The following is a 16,432-nucleotide window of genomic DNA, read 5'->3' on the forward strand; positions in this document are numbered from 1 at the left end:
GGTGTCAGCCGCTGATCTGCCTGCGGTCGCTGCCGCCCGCGATCCGGATGCGGCGGGGCTTGGCCTGTTCGGCCACCGGGATGCGCAGGGTCAGGACGCCGACCTCGTACGACGCGTCGATGCGCTCCGTGTCGAGGGAGTCGCCGAGGAAGAGCTGGCGGGTGAAGGTGCCCGCGGGGCGTTCGGCGACGAGGACCTCGGCGCCCTCCGGTGCGGGGGTGCGGCGCTCGGCGCGGACGTTGAGGACGTTGCGCTCGACGTCCAGCTCGATCGTCTCGGGGTCGACGCCCGGCAGGTCGAAGTGGACGAGGAAGTCGTCACCCGACCGGTACGCGTCCATCGGCATCGCCGACGTCCGGGCGGTACCTCCGAAGACCTGCTGCGCGAGACGGTCGAATTCGCGGAACGGGTCGGTACGCATGAGCATCACTGTCATCTCCTCACTTCTGGAACTGGGTGCGATGCCCTACGACTTCTTATATAGCTCGCTGCCGGAAAATTGACAAGCCTCGACTCAGGTTCGCCCCACCGGTCCTGGCTGTCGTTAGCCTTCGACTCGACCTCGGGGTTGGCACACGGGACACAGGAGGCAGTCATGGCCAGGGTTCCCAGCGCGGTCGTCGCCGCGACCGGGCTCGTCGGCGGTTACGGCGTCGCCCGCTGGACGAAGAAGCGGCAGCTGGGCGGGGCCGTCCTGGCCGTCGCCGGGGCCGCCGCGGCGCGGCAGTGGCGGGCCCGGGCCGGCGGGAAGGCCGCGGGCGCGCTGGCCGCCGCCTACGTCGCCGGGTTCGCCGGCTCCCACCCGCTCGCCAAGAAGGTCGGCGCCTGGCCGTCCGTCCTCGGCGTCGCCGGCGCCGTCGCCCTCGCCTCCTGGGTCGTCGCCGACCGCCGCGAGGCCTGACGGGGCTGCGGAAAGACGGGAAGACGGGGCGGCAGACGCGGAAAGCGCCGTCCGCATTACTTCCGTCCACCAACCTCCCTTACGACACCCCCGCCCGGAACGACCGTCGATACGCCTGTGGGCTCGTCCCCACCACCCTCCGGAAGCGTTCCCGGAACGCCGTCGGGGAGCCGAAGCCGGCCTGGGCGGCGATGCGTTCGACCGGGTGCGCCGTGGTCTCCAGGAGGTGCTGGGCCCGCCGTACCCGAGCCCGGTGCAGCCATTGCAGGGGCGTCGTACCGGTCTGTTCCCGGAAGCGGCGGTTGAGGGTGCGCGCGCTCATGCCCGCCCGCGCCGCGATCTCGTCCAGGGCGAGGTCGCGGTCGCAGTGGTCCTCCAGCCAGCGCAACAGCGGCTCCAGGGCCGCGCCCGCCGGGGCCGGCGGCAGGTCGTGGACGATGAACTGGGCCTGTCCGCCCTCCCGTTCCAGCGGCATCACCGCCATCCGGGCCGCGTGCGCGGCGACCGCGGAGCCGAAGTCCCCGCGGATCATGTGCAGGCACATGTCCAGCGCCGCCGCCGCGCCGGCCGAGGTGAGGAACTGGCCGTTGTCGACGTAGAGCACGTTCGGGTCGACGGTCACCTCCGGGTGGCGCTCGGCCAGGTCCGGGGCGGCGGCCCAGTGGGTCGTCGCGCGCAGGCCGTCCAGCAGGCCGGTAGCCGCGAGGAGGAACGCGCCGACACAGACCGAGGCGATGCGCGTCCCGTTCGCCGCCGCCGCGCGCAGCGCCCGCGTGACCTCCGGCGGCAGCGTCCTCGGCGGCTCGACAACCCCCGGCAGGATGATCGTGTCCGCCTCCGCGAGCGCCTCCAGGCCGTACGGCGCCCGGACCGTGAAGGCGCCCGCGCTCACCTCGTCCCGGACCGAGCAGACCCGTACCCGGTACGGCGCCCGGCCGTCCGGCAGCCGCGCCCAGCCGAACGTGTCGACGGGGGCGGAGAGGTCGAGGGGGATGACGCCGTCCAGCGCCAGTACGGCCACCATGTGCATGGCCAGAACCTACGCTCCCGACGAGTTCTCGCCAACCGTGTCATACGCAGGTCCGTCAGGGCTCATGGTGGCTGTGGTGGCTACGGCCGTCTGGCGGGAATCCGTTGGGGACTGGCAAACCCGCCACTTCTCCCCCGTCTTCCCCGCCCCTACCGTCTCCGCCGTGACCAAGTTCCTCCTCGCCGTCCACGTCCTCGCCGCGATCGTCGCCGTCGGGCCCGTCACCGTCGCCGCGAGCATGTTCCCGGCCGCCGGCCGCCGCGTCCGAGAAGACGGCAACCCGGCGGCCGACACTCCCGCGGCCATCGCCCCTGCGACCGGCACCCTCCACCTGCTCCACCGCATCTGCCGCGTCTACGCCGTCGTCGGCGTCGTCGTCCCCGTTTTCGGGTTCGCCGTGGCGAAGGAAATGGGCGTGCTCGGCAGTGCCTGGCTGATCGTGTCGATCGGGCTGACGGTGCTCGCCGCGGTCGTTCTCGGTGCGCTGGTGCTGCCCGGGCAGGCCGTGTTCCTGGAGGGTGGCGGCACGGTCCGGCGGGCGGCGCGGCTCGCCATGGTGACGGGGGTGTTCAACCTGCTGTGGGCCGCCGTGACGGTGCTGATGATCGTCCGGCCGGGGTCCACCACCGGGGCGTGAACCGAACCGGCCGGACCACCGCGTCAGGGCCTGCTCGCCGCCGGCGGTGCCGGCGGGTTCTGGGACGGGCCCATGTTCTTCGTCGCCGCCTTCGCCCGGCTCGCCGCCGCCGTCAGCGGGCGGGCGATGTCCTCCAGGGAGCGGCGTTCGGCGTTCACCGCGAGGAAGGCCGCGACCAGGCCCGCCGCGCACATCAGCGCCGCGCCGATGGAGAAGGCCAGGACCGTGTCGCCGACCTTGCCGGTGCCGGTGAGGTCGGCGAAGAGCACCGGGCCGCTGATGCCGCCGGCGGCGGTGCCGAGGGCGTAGAAGAAGGCGATCGACATCGCCCGTGTCTCCATCGGGAAGATCTCGGAGACCGTGAGGTAGGCGCTGGAGGCGCCCGCCGAGGCGAAGAACAGCACCGCGCACCAGCAGGCCGTCAGGGTGGCCGCGCTCAGTGTGCCCCGGTCGAACAGCCAGGCCGTGCCGAACAGCAGCAGGCCCGAGAGCAGGTAGGTCGAGGAGATCATCACCCGGCGGCCGACCGTGTCGAACAGCTTGCCCAGCAGCAGCGGGCCGCAGAAGTTGCCGACCGCGATCACCGCGAAGTAGTACCCGGTGTGGTTGGCGGGCACGTCGTAGAACTTGGTGAGGATGGCGCCGAAGCCGAAGGTGATCGCGTTGTAGAGGAACGCCTGGCCGATGAAGAGGGAGAAGCCGAGCACCGCGCGCCGGGTGTACGTGCCGAAGACGGTCCGGGCGATCTCCAGGAAGCTCACGCTCTTGCGCTGGTGGATCTCCAGCTCGCCCTGCGGCTCCGCCAGCGCGGCACCGGTCTCCCGCTCCACCTCGCGCTCGATGCCGGTGACGATCTCCTCGGCCTCCTCGTCCCGCCCGTGGATCAGCAGCCAGCGCGGGCTCTCCGGGACGTGCCGTCGGACCAGCAGGATGACCAGGGCGAGTACGGCGCCCAGGGCGAAGGTCAGCCGCCAGCCGACGTCGGCGGCCAGCAGGGAGGTGTCGAGCGCGACGATGGAGAGCAGGGAGCCGCCGACCGCGCCGAGCCAGAAGCTGCCGTTGATGAGCAGGTCGACCCGGCCCCGGTAGTTCGCCGGGATCAGCTCGTCGATCGCGGAGTTGATCGCCGCGTACTCACCGCCGATGCCGAAGCCGGTGAGGAAGCGGAACAGGAAGAACCACCAGGCCTCCCAGGAGACCGCCGTCAGCGCCGTGGCCGCGAGATAGACCATCAGGGTGATCATGAACAGCTTCTTGCGGCCGAAGCGGTCCGTCAGGCGGCCCCAGAACAGGGCGCCGCTGCACGCGCCGGCCACGTACAGGGCGGCGGCGGTGCCGGTGACCTGCCCGGAGCTGATCGACAGGCCGCTGCCGGACTCGGACAGCCGGCCCGCGATGTTGCCGACGACCGTGACCTCCAGGCCGTCGAGGATCCACACGGTGCCCAGGCCGATCACGATCGTCCAGTGCCAGCGGGACCAGGGCAGTCGGTCGAGCCGGGCGGGGATGTTCGTGGTGATGGTCCGGCCGGTTCCCGGCGACGGTGCCTCGGCAGTGGTCATGGGCTCCCTCCTCGTCGAAGGACGTCCCCCCAGGCGCGGGGACGGCTGAACGGGTGCCCCTGTCCTGCGGTTTCAGGCCGGGCGGGCGGACGTACCGGCCCTGAGCGCCGGGAAGCCGTGGCGCGAGGTGCCGTCAGGCGCCCACCGCCCGTGACACCACGTGGATCAGCAGTCCCGCCAGTGATCCCACCACCGTGCCATTGATCCGGATGAACTGCAGATCGCGGCCGATGTGCGCCTCGATCTTGCGGGTGGTGTGCTCGGCGTCCCAGCCGGCCACGGTGTCGGTGATCAGGGAGGTGATCTCCGCGCGGTAGGTGGTCACGACGTGCACCGCCGCGCCCTCCACCCAGCTGTCGACCTTGTTCTGCATCTTCGGCTCGGTCGCCATCCGGGTGCCCAGGGAGAGCAGCGCGGCCCGCACCCGCTGCCGCAGCTCGCTGCGCTCGTCCTCGGCCGCCGCGACGATCATGGACCGTACGGCCGTCCAGGTGGACGCGATGAGGTCCTGCACCTCGCCGCGGCCCAGCACCTCGCTCTTCAGGCGCTCCACCCGCGCCCGGGTCTCGGTGTCGGACTGGAGGTCGGAGGCGAAGTCGGTGAGGAACCGGTCGAGCGCCCCGCGCGCCGGGTGGGAGGGCATGTCCCGCATCTCGGTGACGAACCGCAGCAGCTCCTTGTAGACCCGCTCGCCGACCCTGCGGTCCACGAACCGCGGGGTCCAGCCGGGCGCGCCGCCCTCGACGGCGACCATCACGTCGGCCCGGTGCAGTTCCAGCCAGTCGTGGGCGCGGGCCACCACCAGGTCGACCGCGCGCCGGTGCCCGCCGTCGGCGACGATCCTTTCCAGCAGCTTGCCGATGCCCGGCGCGATCTCCCGGGCGCTCGCCCGCCGGGTGATGGCCTCGCCGACGACGGCCTGCACGTCGGCGTCGCGCAGCACGGTCAGGGCGCCGCGCAGCGCGTTCCCCAGTTCGGCCGTCACCCGGTCGGCGTGCTCGGGCTCGGCCAGCCAGGCGCCGAGCCGGCTGCCGATGCCGACGGCGCGCAGCCGCTGCCGTACGACGTCCCGGGAGAGGAAGTTCTCGCCGACGAACTCGCCCAGCGAGACGCCGAGCTGGTCCTTCTTGGTGGGGATGATCGCGGTGTGCGGGATGGGCAGCCCGAGCGGGTGCCGGAACAGCGCGGTGACCGCGAACCAGTCCGCGAGCGCGCCGACCATGCCGGCCTCGGCCGCCGCCGAGACGTACTCCGCCCAGGCGCCGGCGCCGTGGTGGGCGGCCACCTCGGCGAGGGCGTAGACCACCGCGACGAACAGCAGCAGCCCGGTCGCGGTGAGCTTCATGCGCCGTACCCCGGCCCGGCGTTCCTCGTCGGCCGGGGTGAAGGCGGTCATGGTGCGGTACGACGCCGCGCGCGCCGGCGCCGCGTCCGTCCGCGCTGTTCGCGTCTCGGTAGGTTCCATCAGCTCCACCCGTCGGTGATCCCGCACACAATTGTCCCTTCCTGACCGACTCCCGGAACAGAACGAGAGTTCCCGGCGTCTGTCTGTACGGGGGCTGCCGGGCAGGGCCCTGTCGGACCGCCCCCTGTCACACCTCCCCCGCCCATGCCGCATCATGGGTTCATCGGATCGGAGCCCGAGGCTCCCATCTACCGAGGAGAACAACACAAGCGTGACCAAGCGTCATGACGGTGGCGCGGGACCTTCCCGTGCCCGCTACGGTGCGATGATCGCCGCCCTCGTCGCCCTCGTCGTCACGGTGTCCGCCGGCCTCTACGTCACCACGACGGCCGGCGACGACACCTCCCGCGGCACCCTCTCCGACAGCCGTCCCCACCGGGACCCCGCCGCCGCGCCCGCCTCCACGGGCAGCTGGGTGGGCTCCTGGGCCACCGCGCCCGTGGCCGGCGAACCGGGCACGGAGACGACCGGCCTCGCGGGCCGTTCGGTGCGCAACGTGGTCCACGCGGCCATCGGTGGCACGGGTGCCCGCATCACGCTGTCCAACCTCTACGGCCAGTCCCCGCTGACCGTCACGCACGCCTCCCTCGCCCTCGCGGCGGGCGACGGCGGCGCGGCGGCCGACGCGACGACGATGCGGCGGCTCACCTTCGACGGCGCCACCGGCGTGGTCATACCCACCGGCCGACAGGTCGTCAGCGACGCGGTGCGCGTGGTCGTGCCGCGCGGCGCCGACGTGCTGGTCACCACCTACTCCCCCACCGCGTCCGGGCCGGTCACCTACCACCCGCACGCCCGGCAGGTCTCCTACGTCGCCGCCGGTGACCGCACCGAGGACGCGACCGGGACGCCGTACACCCAACAGACCCCGTACTGGCGGTATCTGACGGGCCTGGACGTGCTGAGCAACGAGGCCGACGGCACTGTCGTCGTCTTCGGCGACTCCATCACCGACGGCATCACCGCGACCGTGGGCGCCAACCGGCGCTGGCCCGACGTGCTGTCCGGGCGGCTGCGCGGGGCGCTCCGGCAGGGCGACCGGCTGCCGCGCTACAGCGTGGTCAACGAGGGCATCAGCGGCAACCAGGTACTGGCCGACGGGCTCGGCCGGCCCGCGGAGAACCAGAGCGGGATCGGCCGGTTCGAGCGGGACGCGCTGTCCCGCACCAACGTCAAGGTCGTCGTCATCGACCTCGGCGTCAACGACATCCTGCGCAACCCGAGGCTCGCCGACCCGAAGCGCGTCACGGACGGCCTGCGCACCCTGGTCCGCCAGGCGCACGCCCGCGGTCTGAAGGTCATCGGCGCCACCCTGATGCCCTTCGAGGGGCACCGCGGCTACACCCCGGCCCGGGAGGCGGTACGGCAGCAGGTCAACGCGGAGATCCGGGCGGGCGGGGTGTACGACGCGGTGGTCGACTTCGACCGCGCGCTGCGCGACCCGTACGACCCGCGCCGGCTGCGCGCCATGTACGACTCCGGCGACCATCTGCACCCCAGCGACCTCGGCTTCGCCAAGATGGCCGAGACGTTCGACCTGAACACCCTCAAGGGCGCGGGCCAGGCCGAGCTGTAGCCGACGGCACCTGCCGGCCGGGACAGTACCGGGCGGCAGGAATACTGGGGGCATGACTCGCTTGATCCTCGCCACCCGTAACGTCGGCAAGCTCACCGAACTGCGGGCGATCCTCGCCGAGGCCGGTCTCGCGCACGAGCTGGTCGGTGCCGACGCCTTCCCTGAGGTCCCCGACGTCAAGGAGACCGGTGTCACCTTCGCCGAGAACGCCCTGCTCAAGGCGCACGCTCTCGCCCAGGCCACCGGTCTGCCCGCCGTCGCCGACGACTCGGGCCTGTGCGTGGACGTCCTGAACGGCGCCCCGGGCATTTTCTCCGCCCGCTGGGCGGGCCGGCACGGCGACGACCAGGCCAACCTGGACCTGCTGCTCGCCCAGCTCTCCGACATCGCCGACGAGCACCGGGGCGCCCACTTCGCCTGCGCCGCCGCGCTCGCGCTGCCGGACGGCACGGAGCGGGTGGTGGAGGGACAGCTGCGCGGCACCCTGCGGCAGGCCCCGGCCGGCACGAACGGCTTCGGCTACGACCCGGTGCTCCAGCCGGAGGGCGAGGACCGGACCTGCGCGGAGCTGAGCCCCGCCGAGAAGAACGCGATCAGCCACCGGGGCAAGGCGTTCCGGGCGCTGGTGCCGGTGGTGCGGGACCTGCTCGGCTGAAGCCGGTCGGGGCCCACGGGTCGAACTCTGGTGCGGCCGGAGGGACTCGAACCCTCACGGGAGTTACCCCACTGGGACCTAAACCCAGCGTGACTGCCAATTCCACCACGGCCGCCTGGTGCTGCCCGGCCATGCTAGCGGCCGGGCAGCGGGTTCAGATGCCCAGATCCTTGATGATCTTGGCCACGTGGCCGGTCGCCCGGACGTTGTACAGCGCCCGCTCGACGTTGCCCTCCTCGTCCACGACGATCGTGGAGCGGATGACGCCCAGGTAGGTCTTGCCGTAGTTCTTCTTCTCGCCGAAGGCGCCGTAGGCCTCGGTGACCTTCTTGTCCGGGTCGGCCAGCAGCGTGACCTTCAGGGACTCCTTCTCGCGGAACTTCGCCAGCTTCTCCGGCTCGTCCGGGGAGATGCCGATGACGTCGTAGCCGGCGCCGGCCAGCACGTCGAGGTTGTCCGTGAAGTCGCAGGCCTGCTTGGTGCAGCCCGGGGTAAGGGCGGCGGGGTAGAAGTAGACGATGACCTTGCGGCCCTTGTGGTCCGCCAGGGACACCTCGTGGCCGTCGGCGTCGGGGAGGGTGAAGGCGGGGGCCACGTCCCCCGGCTGGAGTCGCTCGCTCATCGGGCCAGCGTAACCGGGGGGCCTTGCGGTGCGGCGGGGCCATGAGCTGACAGACTGTCCGGAACAGCATCACAAGACTTCGGAGGCCGTACGGTGGCGGACACCTCGGACACGAGAACCCCGGCGCAGATCGAGGCGGACATCAGGCGCCGCCGCGAGGTGCTGGCCGAGACGCTCGACGAGATCGGGGTGCGGGTGCACCCGAAGACGATCGTCGGTGATGCCAGAGCGAAGGTCGTCGCCAACCTCGACCACACGGTCGGCCGGGCGTATGTGCAGGTCAACCGGATGGTGACCGAGGTCAGGGGGCAGTTCGTGAACCAGGAGGGCGCGCTGCGGCTGGAGCGGGTCGTGCCGGTCGCGCTGCTCGCCGTCGGCGTCGTCGGGCTGCTCACCGTGGGCGGCAGGCGGCGCAAGGGCTGACCCGGACGGGCACGGGCCGGGCGAGGACAGGTAGGTTCAGGGCGTGAGCGCCAAGAGAAACGAGCACAGCACCCCCCACCACGACAAGCTCCCCATCCGGATGCTGCACGACCGTGTGCTGGTCAAGCAGGAGACGGGCGAGGGCGAGCGGCGGTCGGGCGGGGGCATCCTGATCCCCGCCACCGCGGCGGTCGGGCGGCGGCTGGCCTGGGCCGAGGTCGTCGCCGTCGGCCAGAACGTACGGACCGTGGAACCGGGCGACCGCGTCCTGTTCGACCCGGAGGACCGGGCCGAGGTCGAGGTGCGGGGCGTGGCGTACGTGCTCATGCGGGAACGCGACCTGCACGCCGTGGCGGCGGACCGCTTCGAGGGGTCGGAGGACTCCACGGGCCTGTACTTGTAGACCTGTAGGCAGAGAGGGGCCGGTGACGATCGTCACCGGCCCCTCTCGCGCGCTTGTTGCTATGTTCGGAAGGAAGCCCGACGAGACGCGCCGTACCGGGACGCAGGCAAAGACGACGCACCGGAGAAGACCGGAGAAGAGCCGTCACGTCTCGGAGGTGCCTGTCATGGCCTGGGTTCTGCTGATCGTCGCCGGACTGCTGGAAGTCGGCTGGTCGGTCGGGATGAAGTACAGCGAGGGTTTCACCCGCCCCGTCCCCAGTCTGCTCACCGGCGCCGGCATCGTCGCCAGCATGCTGCTGCTGTCGTACGCCGCGAAGACCCTGCCCATCGGTACCGCCTACGGCGTCTGGGTGGGCATCGGGGCGGCCGGGGCGGCGGTGCTCGGCATGCTGGTGCTGGGTGAGCCGGTCACCGCCGCCCGGGTGTTCTTCGTGTGCCTGCTGCTGGTCGCCGTGGTGGGGCTGAAGGCGACCAGCGGGCACTGACGTCCCGCGTCCTCCCGCGCGGGCGTCCTGCTTCCTACGGCTACTGCACGGGGCGCCGGCCGGTGAGCTGCGTGCCGCCGACGCCGCCGCCGGGGAGGCCGCCGCCGTCCGCGGCACCGCCGTCGGCGCCGCCGGCGTTCGCGCCGCCATCGTTCGCGCCGCCGCCGTTCGCACCCCCGTCCGCCGCACCGCCGCCGTCGGCCGCTCCGCCGCCGTCGACGGCACCGCCCGCGGCGCCGCCGTCGGTGGGCGTGGTGCCGCCGTCCGCGGCACCGCCGCCGTCCGCCGCACCGCCGGCGTCGCCGGGAGTGCCGGTGGCCGCGCCGCCGTCGGTGGGCGTGCTGGTGGCGCCGCCGTCGTTCTGGCCGCCGCCGGTGGCGGTGGCGGTGCCGCCGTCCTGGCCACCCGTGCCGGGCTCGGTCGTGCCGGAGGCCGGGGGCTGCTGGATCTTGTCGGCGCCCTGCTGCAGCTGGAGGTCGAAGTCCGCGACCGGCTTGCCCTTGAGCGCGCCGCGCGTGTACTGGGCCCAGATCTGGGTCGGCGGGCCACCGCCGTTCATCCGCGCCTGCCCGAGGGCGCCGTACAGCGGCTTGTGGCCGGCCGTGACCGGGTCCTGGCCCATGACGGAGACGACCGTGGCCAGGTCCGGGGTGTAGCCGGCGAACCAGGCGGCGGTGTCGTTCTCGGCGGTGCCGGTCTTGCCGGCCGCCGGACGGCCCGCGGCCTGGGCGGCGGTGGCGGTGCCGTTGTCGACGACGCTGCGCAGGATCGACGTGGTGGTGTCGGCGGCCTCCCGGCTGACGGCCTGCTTGACCCCACGGTCGGGCAGCTCGACGTCGTCCGTGTTGTCCTTGGTGATCTTCTTGATCATCGTGTACGTGCCGTGCTTGCCGTGGTTGGCGAGCGTCGCGTAGGCCTCCGCCATGTCCAGCACGCTGGCGTTGGCGGTGCCGAGGGCGATGGACGGGTACGGCTGGAGGTCCTTGGTGTCCTCGGGGATGCCGAGGTCGACCGCGGTCTGCTTGACCTTGGCGGGGCCGACGTCGACGGCCATCTGCGCGTACACCGAGTTCACCGACAGGTCGGTGGCCTTGGTGACGGTGATCTGGCCGTACGACTTCTGGTCCTCGTTCTCCGGGGCGTACGCGCCGCCGCTCCAGCCCTGCACGGGACGGGTGTTGGTGCCGTCGTACACCGTGTTCGGGGTGATGGTGCGGCCGTCCTGGGTGGTCGAGCCGTTCTGCACCGCCGAGGTGAACACGAAGGGCTTGAACGTCGAGCCGACCTGGAAGTCACCCCGGGTCGCGCCGTTGGTGTACTGCTTGACGTAGTCGATGCCGCCGTACATCGCGACGACCTCGCCGGTCTTCGGGTCGACGGAGGCGCCGCCCGCGCGGACGTAGCTGTCGGCCTTGCGGTTCTTCTTGTCCAGCTTGGAGATCAGCTGGTCATTGACCGCCTTGACGAAGGCGTCCTGCCGGGGCTTCCGGATGGTGGTGGTGATCCGGTAGCCGCCCGCCTCCAGCTGGTCGGCCGTGATGATCTTGTTGCTGATCAGGTAGTGCTTGACCGCCTCGACGAGATAGCCGCGCTGACCGGACAGGCCGGTGGAGACCGTCTGCTCCTTCGGCATGGGGAACTTCAGACCGGTCCGCTCGGACTGGGCGAGCCAGCCCTTGCTGACCATGCCGTCCAGCACGTAGTTCCAGCGGGCGAGTGCGGCGTTCTTGTTCTCGGGGTGGGCGACGACGTCGTACTCGCTGGGCGCGTTGACGAGCGCGGCGAGGTAGGCGGCGCGGGCCGGGTCGAGGTCGTCGGCGTCGCGGCCGTAGTAGGCCTGGGCGGCGGCCTGGATGCCGTAGGCGTTGCGGCCGAAGTAGCTCGTGTTGAGGTAGCCCCCCAGGATCTCGCTCTTCGACTTCTGCTGGTCCAGCTTGATCGAGATGAAGAACTCCTTGGCCTTGCGGGTGACCGTCTGTTCCTGGGCCAGGTAGTAGTTCTTCACGTACTGCTGGGTGATCGTGGAGCCGGACTGCTTGCCCTTGCCGGTGGCGGTGTTCCACCCGGCGCGGAGCATCGCCTTCGGGTCGACGGCGGACTCGGTGTAGAAGTCGCGGTCCTCGGCGGCGAGTACGGCGTGCTGGGCGGCCTTGGAGACCTGGGAGAGGTTGACGTTCTCGCGGTTGATGTCGCCGTCGCGGGCGAGCTGGGAGCCGTCGGCGTAGAGGTAGACGTTGCCCTGCTTCATCGCGAGCGCGTTGGCCGGCGGGATGTTCACCAGCGAGTAGCCGAGGAAGAACAGGCCGATCAGCAGGAGTATGCCGACGACGAAGGTGCCGAGCACCATGCGCCAGGTGGGGAAGATCCGCCGCCATCCGGTGCGCTTGGGCCGCTTGCCCTTCTTGCCCTTCCCGTCTTTCTCGCCCTTCTCGCCGGAGGCGGGTGCGGCGGCTTCGGTGGCGGTGGCGGCGAGTGCGGTGGTCTCGGCCTCGGCGCCGATCGCGGGCCCCGTGCCGGTCGCGGAGGCGGTACGTCCCCGGGGGCCGCCGGCCGCGGCCGCGGCTCCGGCTCCCGCGGCGCCGGGGATCCGGGTGGTGCGGTCGTCGTCGCCCTGGCGGGGGGCCGGGGTGCGCGGCGTACGGCCGGCTCCCGTCGCGGGGGATCCCGTGGCGCTCTCACCGGCGCGGGGTGCGTTCACGCGCCGCAGCACCTGCGTGGTCTCGGGCGCGCCCGTCCCGGCCGCCTTGCCGGTGCCCTCGGCCGGGGACGACGACTGCGGCGTCCGGGGCGGGGTGATCCGGCGCAGCACCTGGGTGCTCTCGGCGGGCCGGGTCTTCTCGGAGTCGGCGCCCTCCGACTTCCGGGCAGCGGCGTCGCCGGCGCTCGCGGGCGCCGCGTCCTTGCCGCCGGTGTGGGCGGTGCGGGCGGCCTGACGTGCCCGCGCGATGGACGCCGTACGGTCCTGAGCGGAGCCGTCGGCAGCACCGGCCGCCCCCTTGGCCGCGCCGGCCTTCCCGGCGCCGGGCTTCTCCGCCCCCTGAGCGGCGCCCGGCTTCCCGGTGCCCGCGGCGCGGTCCTCCGTCCGAGCGCCCTCCGGCCGAGCCGCCTTCGCGGCACCCTCGGCCGGCCCGGACGCCCCGGACGCTCCGGACGCCCCGGTGTTCTTCGTCCCTGCCGTCCCCGTCCGGTCGGCGGCTTTGTTCGGCGCGGCCTTGGGATCGCCGGGGCGGCCGGTCGCCCGGTTCTTCGGGCCGGCCGGCCGGTTCGCCCCCGGTGTGCCGGGTCCTTCAGCCGGCAGCGGCTTCTGCGGCGGCTCGCCTTCGTTCGGCTGCTGCGGCTGCGGCTCGTCGCTCATGTCGTGCACGGACTCCTGTTTCGCGTCGTACGTTCCCGTACGCCTCGTACGCCATCTGCGCCCCCGAGTGAAGACTCTCGCACCGGGCGTTCCGTTCCCGGATTCCGGCACGCTTCCGACGGAAAACGCGTGGCCGCCCGCCGGGCCTTCGCACTAGGCTCCTGCGCTTCGGTGTCGAGCGGTTCGAGGAGGTCGACTGTCGTGGGCGCGGGACGGTTGTACGTGGCCGTCGCAGTAGGGGGATTCAGACGGTACGCGACCTATCGGGCCGCCACTGCGGCAGGGGTGTTCACGAACACCGTCTTCGGGCTCATCCTGGTCTCCACCTACCGGGCGTTGTGGGACGAGCGGCCGCATCTCGGCGGCTGGGACCAGTCGCAGGTCGTGACCTACGTGTGGCTCGGGCAGGCCTTCCTGTCCACGCTCGCGATCGGCGGGGGCGGGGTCGAGGGCGAGCTGATGGAACGCATCCGTACGGGGGACGTCGCGATCGACCTGTACCGCCCCGCCGACCTGCAGCTGTGGTGGCTGGCGGCGGACCTGGGCCGGGGCTTCTTCCAGTTCCTCGGGCGGGGCCTGGTGCCGTTCGTCTTCGGCGCCCTGTGCTTCCCGGTGTACCTGCCGGCCGACGCCGGCACCTGGCTGGCCTTCCTGGTCGCCGTCCTGCTGGCGATGCTGGTCGGCTTCGGCATCCGGTACCTGCTGGCGCTCAGCGCGTTCTGGCTGCTGGACGGCACGGGCGTGACGCAGATCTCCTGGCTCGCCGGCTACTTCTGCTCGGGCATGCTGCTCCCGCTGAACGTCTTCCCGGGCGCGCTCGGCGAGGTCGTACGCGCCCTGCCGTGGTCCGCGCTGCTCCAGGCGCCGGCCGAGATCCTGCTCGACGACGCGGACCCGTTCGGCACGTATCTCTTCCAGGGGGCCTGGGCGGTGCTGCTGCTGGGCGCCGGGCGGCTGCTCCAGTCGGCGGCGACGCGGCGGGTGGTGGTGCAGGGTGGGTGAGGGCGGGCGGCTGCGCGAGGGCGTCCGGACGTATCTGATGATCGCCGGGATGTGGGTGCGCTCCACGATGGCATACCGCGCCTCGTTCGCGATGACCACGTTCGGGAACTTCGCGGCGACCTTCTTCGACTTCGTCGCGATCATGCTGATGTTCTCCCGGGTGGACATGCTGGCCGGCTGGACGCTGCCCGAGGTGGCGTTCCTGTACGGCCTGTCCGGCACCGCGTTCGGGCTGGCCGACCTGGTGATCGGCTCGATGGAGCGGCTCGGCCGGCGGGTGCGGGACGGCACGCTGGACACGTTGCTGGTGCGGCCCGCGCCGGTGCTGGCGCAGGTGGCCGCCGACCAGTTCGCGCTGCGCCGGCTGGGCCGGGTGACGCAGGGCGCGCTGGTGCTCGGCTGGGCGGTGAGCCGCCTCGACGTCGACTGGACGCTGCCGAAGCTGCTGCTGATGCCGGTGGCGGTGCTGAGCGGCTGCGGGATCTTCTGCGCGGTGTTCGTCACGGGCGCGGCCTTCCAGTTCCTCGCGCAGGACGCGGCGGAGGTGCAGAACGCCTTCACCTACGGCGGTACGACCCTCCTCCAGTACCCGCCGTCGGTGTTCGCGAAGGAGCTGGTCCGCGGGGTGACCTTCGTACTGCCCCTGGCCTTCGTCAACTGGCTGCCCGCGTCCTGGATCCTGGGCCGGCCCTACCCACTGGACCTCCCCGACTGGCTGGCGTTCACGCCGCCGCTGGTGGCGGTGGGCTGCTGCGCGCTGGCGGGGCTGGCTTGGCGGGCGGGGCTTCGGTCGTATCGGAGTACGGGGAGCTAGGTGTGTTGTCCCGGCAGGTTGGTGACGCGGCCGGCTGGTGAGGGCTTCGTCCACTCGGTGACCCGGCCGCGCTTCAGGCGGTCCCGTCGATGAAACGCACCTCTGGATACCTGGGCGACGGTCCGTCGAGTATCCGGGTGCGGCGGTTGTGCAGGTGGAGGTCGAAGTAGGCGAGGAGGAAGCGCCGCTGGATGGCCAGGGCTCGGGTCGCGTCGAGCGGGCCTGTGAACTCGACCAGTTGTTCGTCGGTTGCTCCCAGTCGCGCGGCGACCTGCGGCATGAACGACTCGTAGTCCGTGTAAGAGAAGTGCCGGGTACCGGTCAGCCGGAGCCAGCGGCGCCACCCGCGCAGTCGGGGCCAGATTTCGGGCCAGCTCGGTTTGTTGTCCGCGTCCTCGCTCATCAGGAGGAAGGGCTTGCGCAATCCCCCGGTCACGACCGGGCCGAAGAGACTGCCGTCGAGATTCGCGCCCGCCGCGATCGGCGCCCCGGCCGCCATCGCCGAGGCTGCGGTGGCGCCACCCAGGGAGTGGCCGAACATGGCGGTCCTGGACAGGTCGAGCAGGGCGGCGAGGGCGTGCGGAAGTGGGTGGTGGTGCCCGTGTGCGCACCGTGCCAGTTCCTCCAGTACGAAGTGCGTGTCGGCCACCCGCACGTCGACCGCCTTGAGGATCGTCGCGTCGTCGTCCCCGGTGAGGGGAGGCATCGCGTACTTCTCGACGCGGCCATCCGGGAACTCGACCTGCCCGGCGTCATAGGTGTGGTCGATGGCGGCCACGATGTAGCCGTGACTGCCCAGGTCTTCGATCAGCGCGGTGCTGGAACCGCGGTGCTGGCCGTGCCCGTGGGAGTAGAGGATGACCGGACGCCGTCCCCCGAGCGGGTCCGGCGGTGCTCCGAGACAGGCATGGGTGTTCGGCAGCGTGGCGTACGGGGAGGGGAGATAGCCCGTCTGCTGGAAGACCCTGGCGGCGTTCGCGCTCATCCAGGGCGCCCTGGGCAGACCGGCGACGGGGCGCGCGGGATACCAGAGCTGGACCATCAGCTCCCGTACCGGCCGCGCGGCCACCCAGGGGTCCCGGCGGCTGCGGTCCCGCAGGTGCAGCGCCACGGTGCCGAGGGCATGGGGACCGGTCGGGCGCGGGAGGGCGAGCCGTACGGGCGGCTGCACCTGGCCTGGCGTGCGGCGGGGCGACGCGGCAACGGCGGAAGATCCATCGACCGCGGGTGCTACGACCACCATGGCGAACGCAGCGCCCGCGGTCACCATCCGTCTCCTGCTGATTCCCACCGGCCTGCTGGTGCCGCCGGTGCTGTTCGACTCGGACGAGGCCAACTGCGGCATGACGCTCTCCTTCGCGGGTCGTGCGCGTGGTGCGTGAGGGCACATGAGGAAGGCTATGAATCACAGGCCGCCGAACTGCTGTGATCACTCATCGCTTTCGCTGACGTTTGTCACTCGACCGTTGTCACGAAGCATGGTCCGTTCGCCCGTGCCCC

At 72.0% G+C, this 16,432-nt stretch carries 17 protein-coding genes, 1 tRNA gene and 1 riboswitch; of the genes, 10 read left to right on the forward strand and 8 right to left on the reverse strand.

The genetic code is table 11. The features are described from left to right. Positions 1–4: 4 nt before the first annotated feature. Positions 5–427, reverse strand: a complete 423-nt coding sequence (locus NX794_RS14720; protein WP_258778968.1) for an Hsp20/alpha crystallin family protein — start codon at positions 425–427, stop codon at positions 5–7. Positions 428–595: 168 nt separating this feature from the next. On the opposite strand from NX794_RS14720, the gene NX794_RS14725 reads away from it, so the two are divergent. Further along, positions 596–901: a hypothetical protein gene (locus tag NX794_RS14725; protein WP_258778969.1), complete on the forward strand. Its 306-nt coding sequence runs from the start codon at positions 596–598 to the stop codon at positions 899–901. Between the two features lie 79 nt (positions 902–980). On the opposite strand, the gene NX794_RS14730 is transcribed toward NX794_RS14725, so the two are convergent. Then, positions 981–1,931, reverse strand: a complete 951-nt coding sequence (locus NX794_RS14730) for a GlxA family transcriptional regulator (protein ID WP_258778970.1) — start codon at positions 1,929–1,931, stop codon at positions 981–983. A 163-nt stretch (positions 1,932–2,094) separates the two neighbouring features. On the opposite strand from NX794_RS14730, the gene NX794_RS14735 reads away from it, so the two are divergent. Then, positions 2,095–2,568, forward strand: coding sequence for a hypothetical protein (locus NX794_RS14735; protein WP_258778971.1), 474 nt, complete (start codon positions 2,095–2,097; stop codon positions 2,566–2,568). 23 nt (positions 2,569–2,591) lie between these two features. Here the strand turns inward: NX794_RS14735 and NX794_RS14740 are convergent, their stop codons facing one another. Together NX794_RS14740 and NX794_RS14745 are read right to left on the reverse strand one after the other, a co-directional pair. After that, the gene (locus NX794_RS14740; RefSeq protein ID WP_258778972.1) at positions 2,592–4,130 is read right to left on the reverse strand and encodes an MFS transporter; all 1,539 of its coding nucleotides are present in this window, start codon (positions 4,128–4,130) and stop codon (positions 2,592–2,594) included. A 133-nt stretch (positions 4,131–4,263) separates the two neighbouring features. After that, on the reverse strand, positions 4,264–5,526 hold the full coding sequence (locus NX794_RS14745) for a DUF445 domain-containing protein (protein WP_428985910.1): 1,263 nt from the start codon (positions 5,524–5,526) through the stop codon (positions 4,264–4,266). A 280-nt stretch (positions 5,527–5,806) separates the two neighbouring features. Between NX794_RS14745 and NX794_RS14750 the strand changes: the two genes are divergently transcribed. After that, complete coding sequence (locus tag NX794_RS14750) at positions 5,807–7,171, forward strand: SGNH/GDSL hydrolase family protein (protein ID WP_258778974.1); 1,365 nt, start codon at positions 5,807–5,809, stop codon at positions 7,169–7,171. A 52-nt stretch (positions 7,172–7,223) separates the two neighbouring features. Beyond that, positions 7,224–7,826: an RdgB/HAM1 family non-canonical purine NTP pyrophosphatase gene (gene rdgB / locus NX794_RS14755; protein ID WP_258778975.1), complete on the forward strand. Its 603-nt coding sequence runs from the start codon at positions 7,224–7,226 to the stop codon at positions 7,824–7,826. Between the two features lie 28 nt (positions 7,827–7,854). Here the strand turns inward: rdgB and NX794_RS14760 are convergent. Further along, a tRNA-Leu gene (locus tag NX794_RS14760) sits at positions 7,855–7,941 on the reverse strand. A gap of 39 nt (positions 7,942–7,980) precedes the next feature. Next, positions 7,981–8,448, reverse strand: a complete 468-nt coding sequence (gene bcp, locus NX794_RS14765; protein WP_258778976.1) for a thioredoxin-dependent thiol peroxidase — start codon at positions 8,446–8,448, stop codon at positions 7,981–7,983. A 93-nt stretch (positions 8,449–8,541) separates the two neighbouring features. Between bcp and NX794_RS14770 the strand changes: the two genes are divergently transcribed. The 3 genes from NX794_RS14770 to NX794_RS14780 all read left to right on the forward strand — a co-directional run bounded on the left by NX794_RS14770 (position 8,542) and on the right by NX794_RS14780 (position 9,761). Then, complete coding sequence (locus tag NX794_RS14770) at positions 8,542–8,871, forward strand: DUF3618 domain-containing protein (RefSeq protein ID WP_258778977.1); 330 nt, start codon at positions 8,542–8,544, stop codon at positions 8,869–8,871. 43 nt (positions 8,872–8,914) lie between these two features. Beyond that, on the forward strand, positions 8,915–9,274 hold the full coding sequence (locus NX794_RS14775; RefSeq protein WP_190013464.1) for a GroES family chaperonin: 360 nt from the start codon (positions 8,915–8,917) through the stop codon (positions 9,272–9,274). A 60-nt stretch (positions 9,275–9,334) separates the two neighbouring features. Next, a riboswitch (guanidine-III (ykkC-III) riboswitch) is annotated at positions 9,335–9,396 on the forward strand. 44 nt (positions 9,397–9,440) lie between these two features. Continuing rightward, positions 9,441–9,761, forward strand: a complete 321-nt coding sequence (locus NX794_RS14780; RefSeq protein ID WP_258778978.1) for a DMT family transporter — start codon at positions 9,441–9,443, stop codon at positions 9,759–9,761. A 40-nt stretch (positions 9,762–9,801) separates the two neighbouring features. Here NX794_RS14780 and NX794_RS14785 read toward each other — a convergent pair whose 3' ends face one another. Beyond that, positions 9,802–12,570 (reverse strand): transglycosylase domain-containing protein, encoded by a 2,769-nt coding sequence (locus NX794_RS14785; RefSeq protein ID WP_258779110.1) that lies wholly within the window; start codon positions 12,568–12,570, stop codon positions 9,802–9,804. Between the two features lie 747 nt (positions 12,571–13,317). Here NX794_RS14785 and NX794_RS14790 point away from each other — a divergent pair. Next, positions 13,318–14,118, forward strand: a complete 801-nt coding sequence (locus tag NX794_RS14790) for an ABC transporter permease (RefSeq protein WP_258778979.1) — start codon at positions 13,318–13,320, stop codon at positions 14,116–14,118. Positions 14,119–14,155: 37 nt separating this feature from the next. Continuing rightward, on the forward strand, positions 14,156–14,932 hold the full coding sequence (locus NX794_RS14795) for an ABC transporter permease (protein ID WP_258779111.1): 777 nt from the start codon (positions 14,156–14,158) through the stop codon (positions 14,930–14,932). 73 nt (positions 14,933–15,005) lie between these two features. On the opposite strand, the gene NX794_RS14800 is transcribed toward NX794_RS14795, so the two are convergent. Continuing rightward, positions 15,006–16,103, reverse strand: a complete 1,098-nt coding sequence (locus NX794_RS14800) for an alpha/beta hydrolase family protein (protein WP_258778980.1) — start codon at positions 16,101–16,103, stop codon at positions 15,006–15,008. A 70-nt stretch (positions 16,104–16,173) separates the two neighbouring features. Here NX794_RS14800 and NX794_RS14805 point away from each other — a divergent pair, with 70 nt between their 5' ends. Beyond that, complete coding sequence (locus NX794_RS14805; protein WP_258778981.1) at positions 16,174–16,314, forward strand: hypothetical protein; 141 nt, start codon at positions 16,174–16,176, stop codon at positions 16,312–16,314. The last annotated feature ends 118 nt before the right edge of the window (positions 16,315–16,432 follow it).

Source organism: Streptomyces pyxinicus, assembly GCF_024753135.1.
GTDB lineage: Bacteria > Actinomycetota > Actinomycetes > Streptomycetales > Streptomycetaceae > Streptomyces > Streptomyces pyxinicus.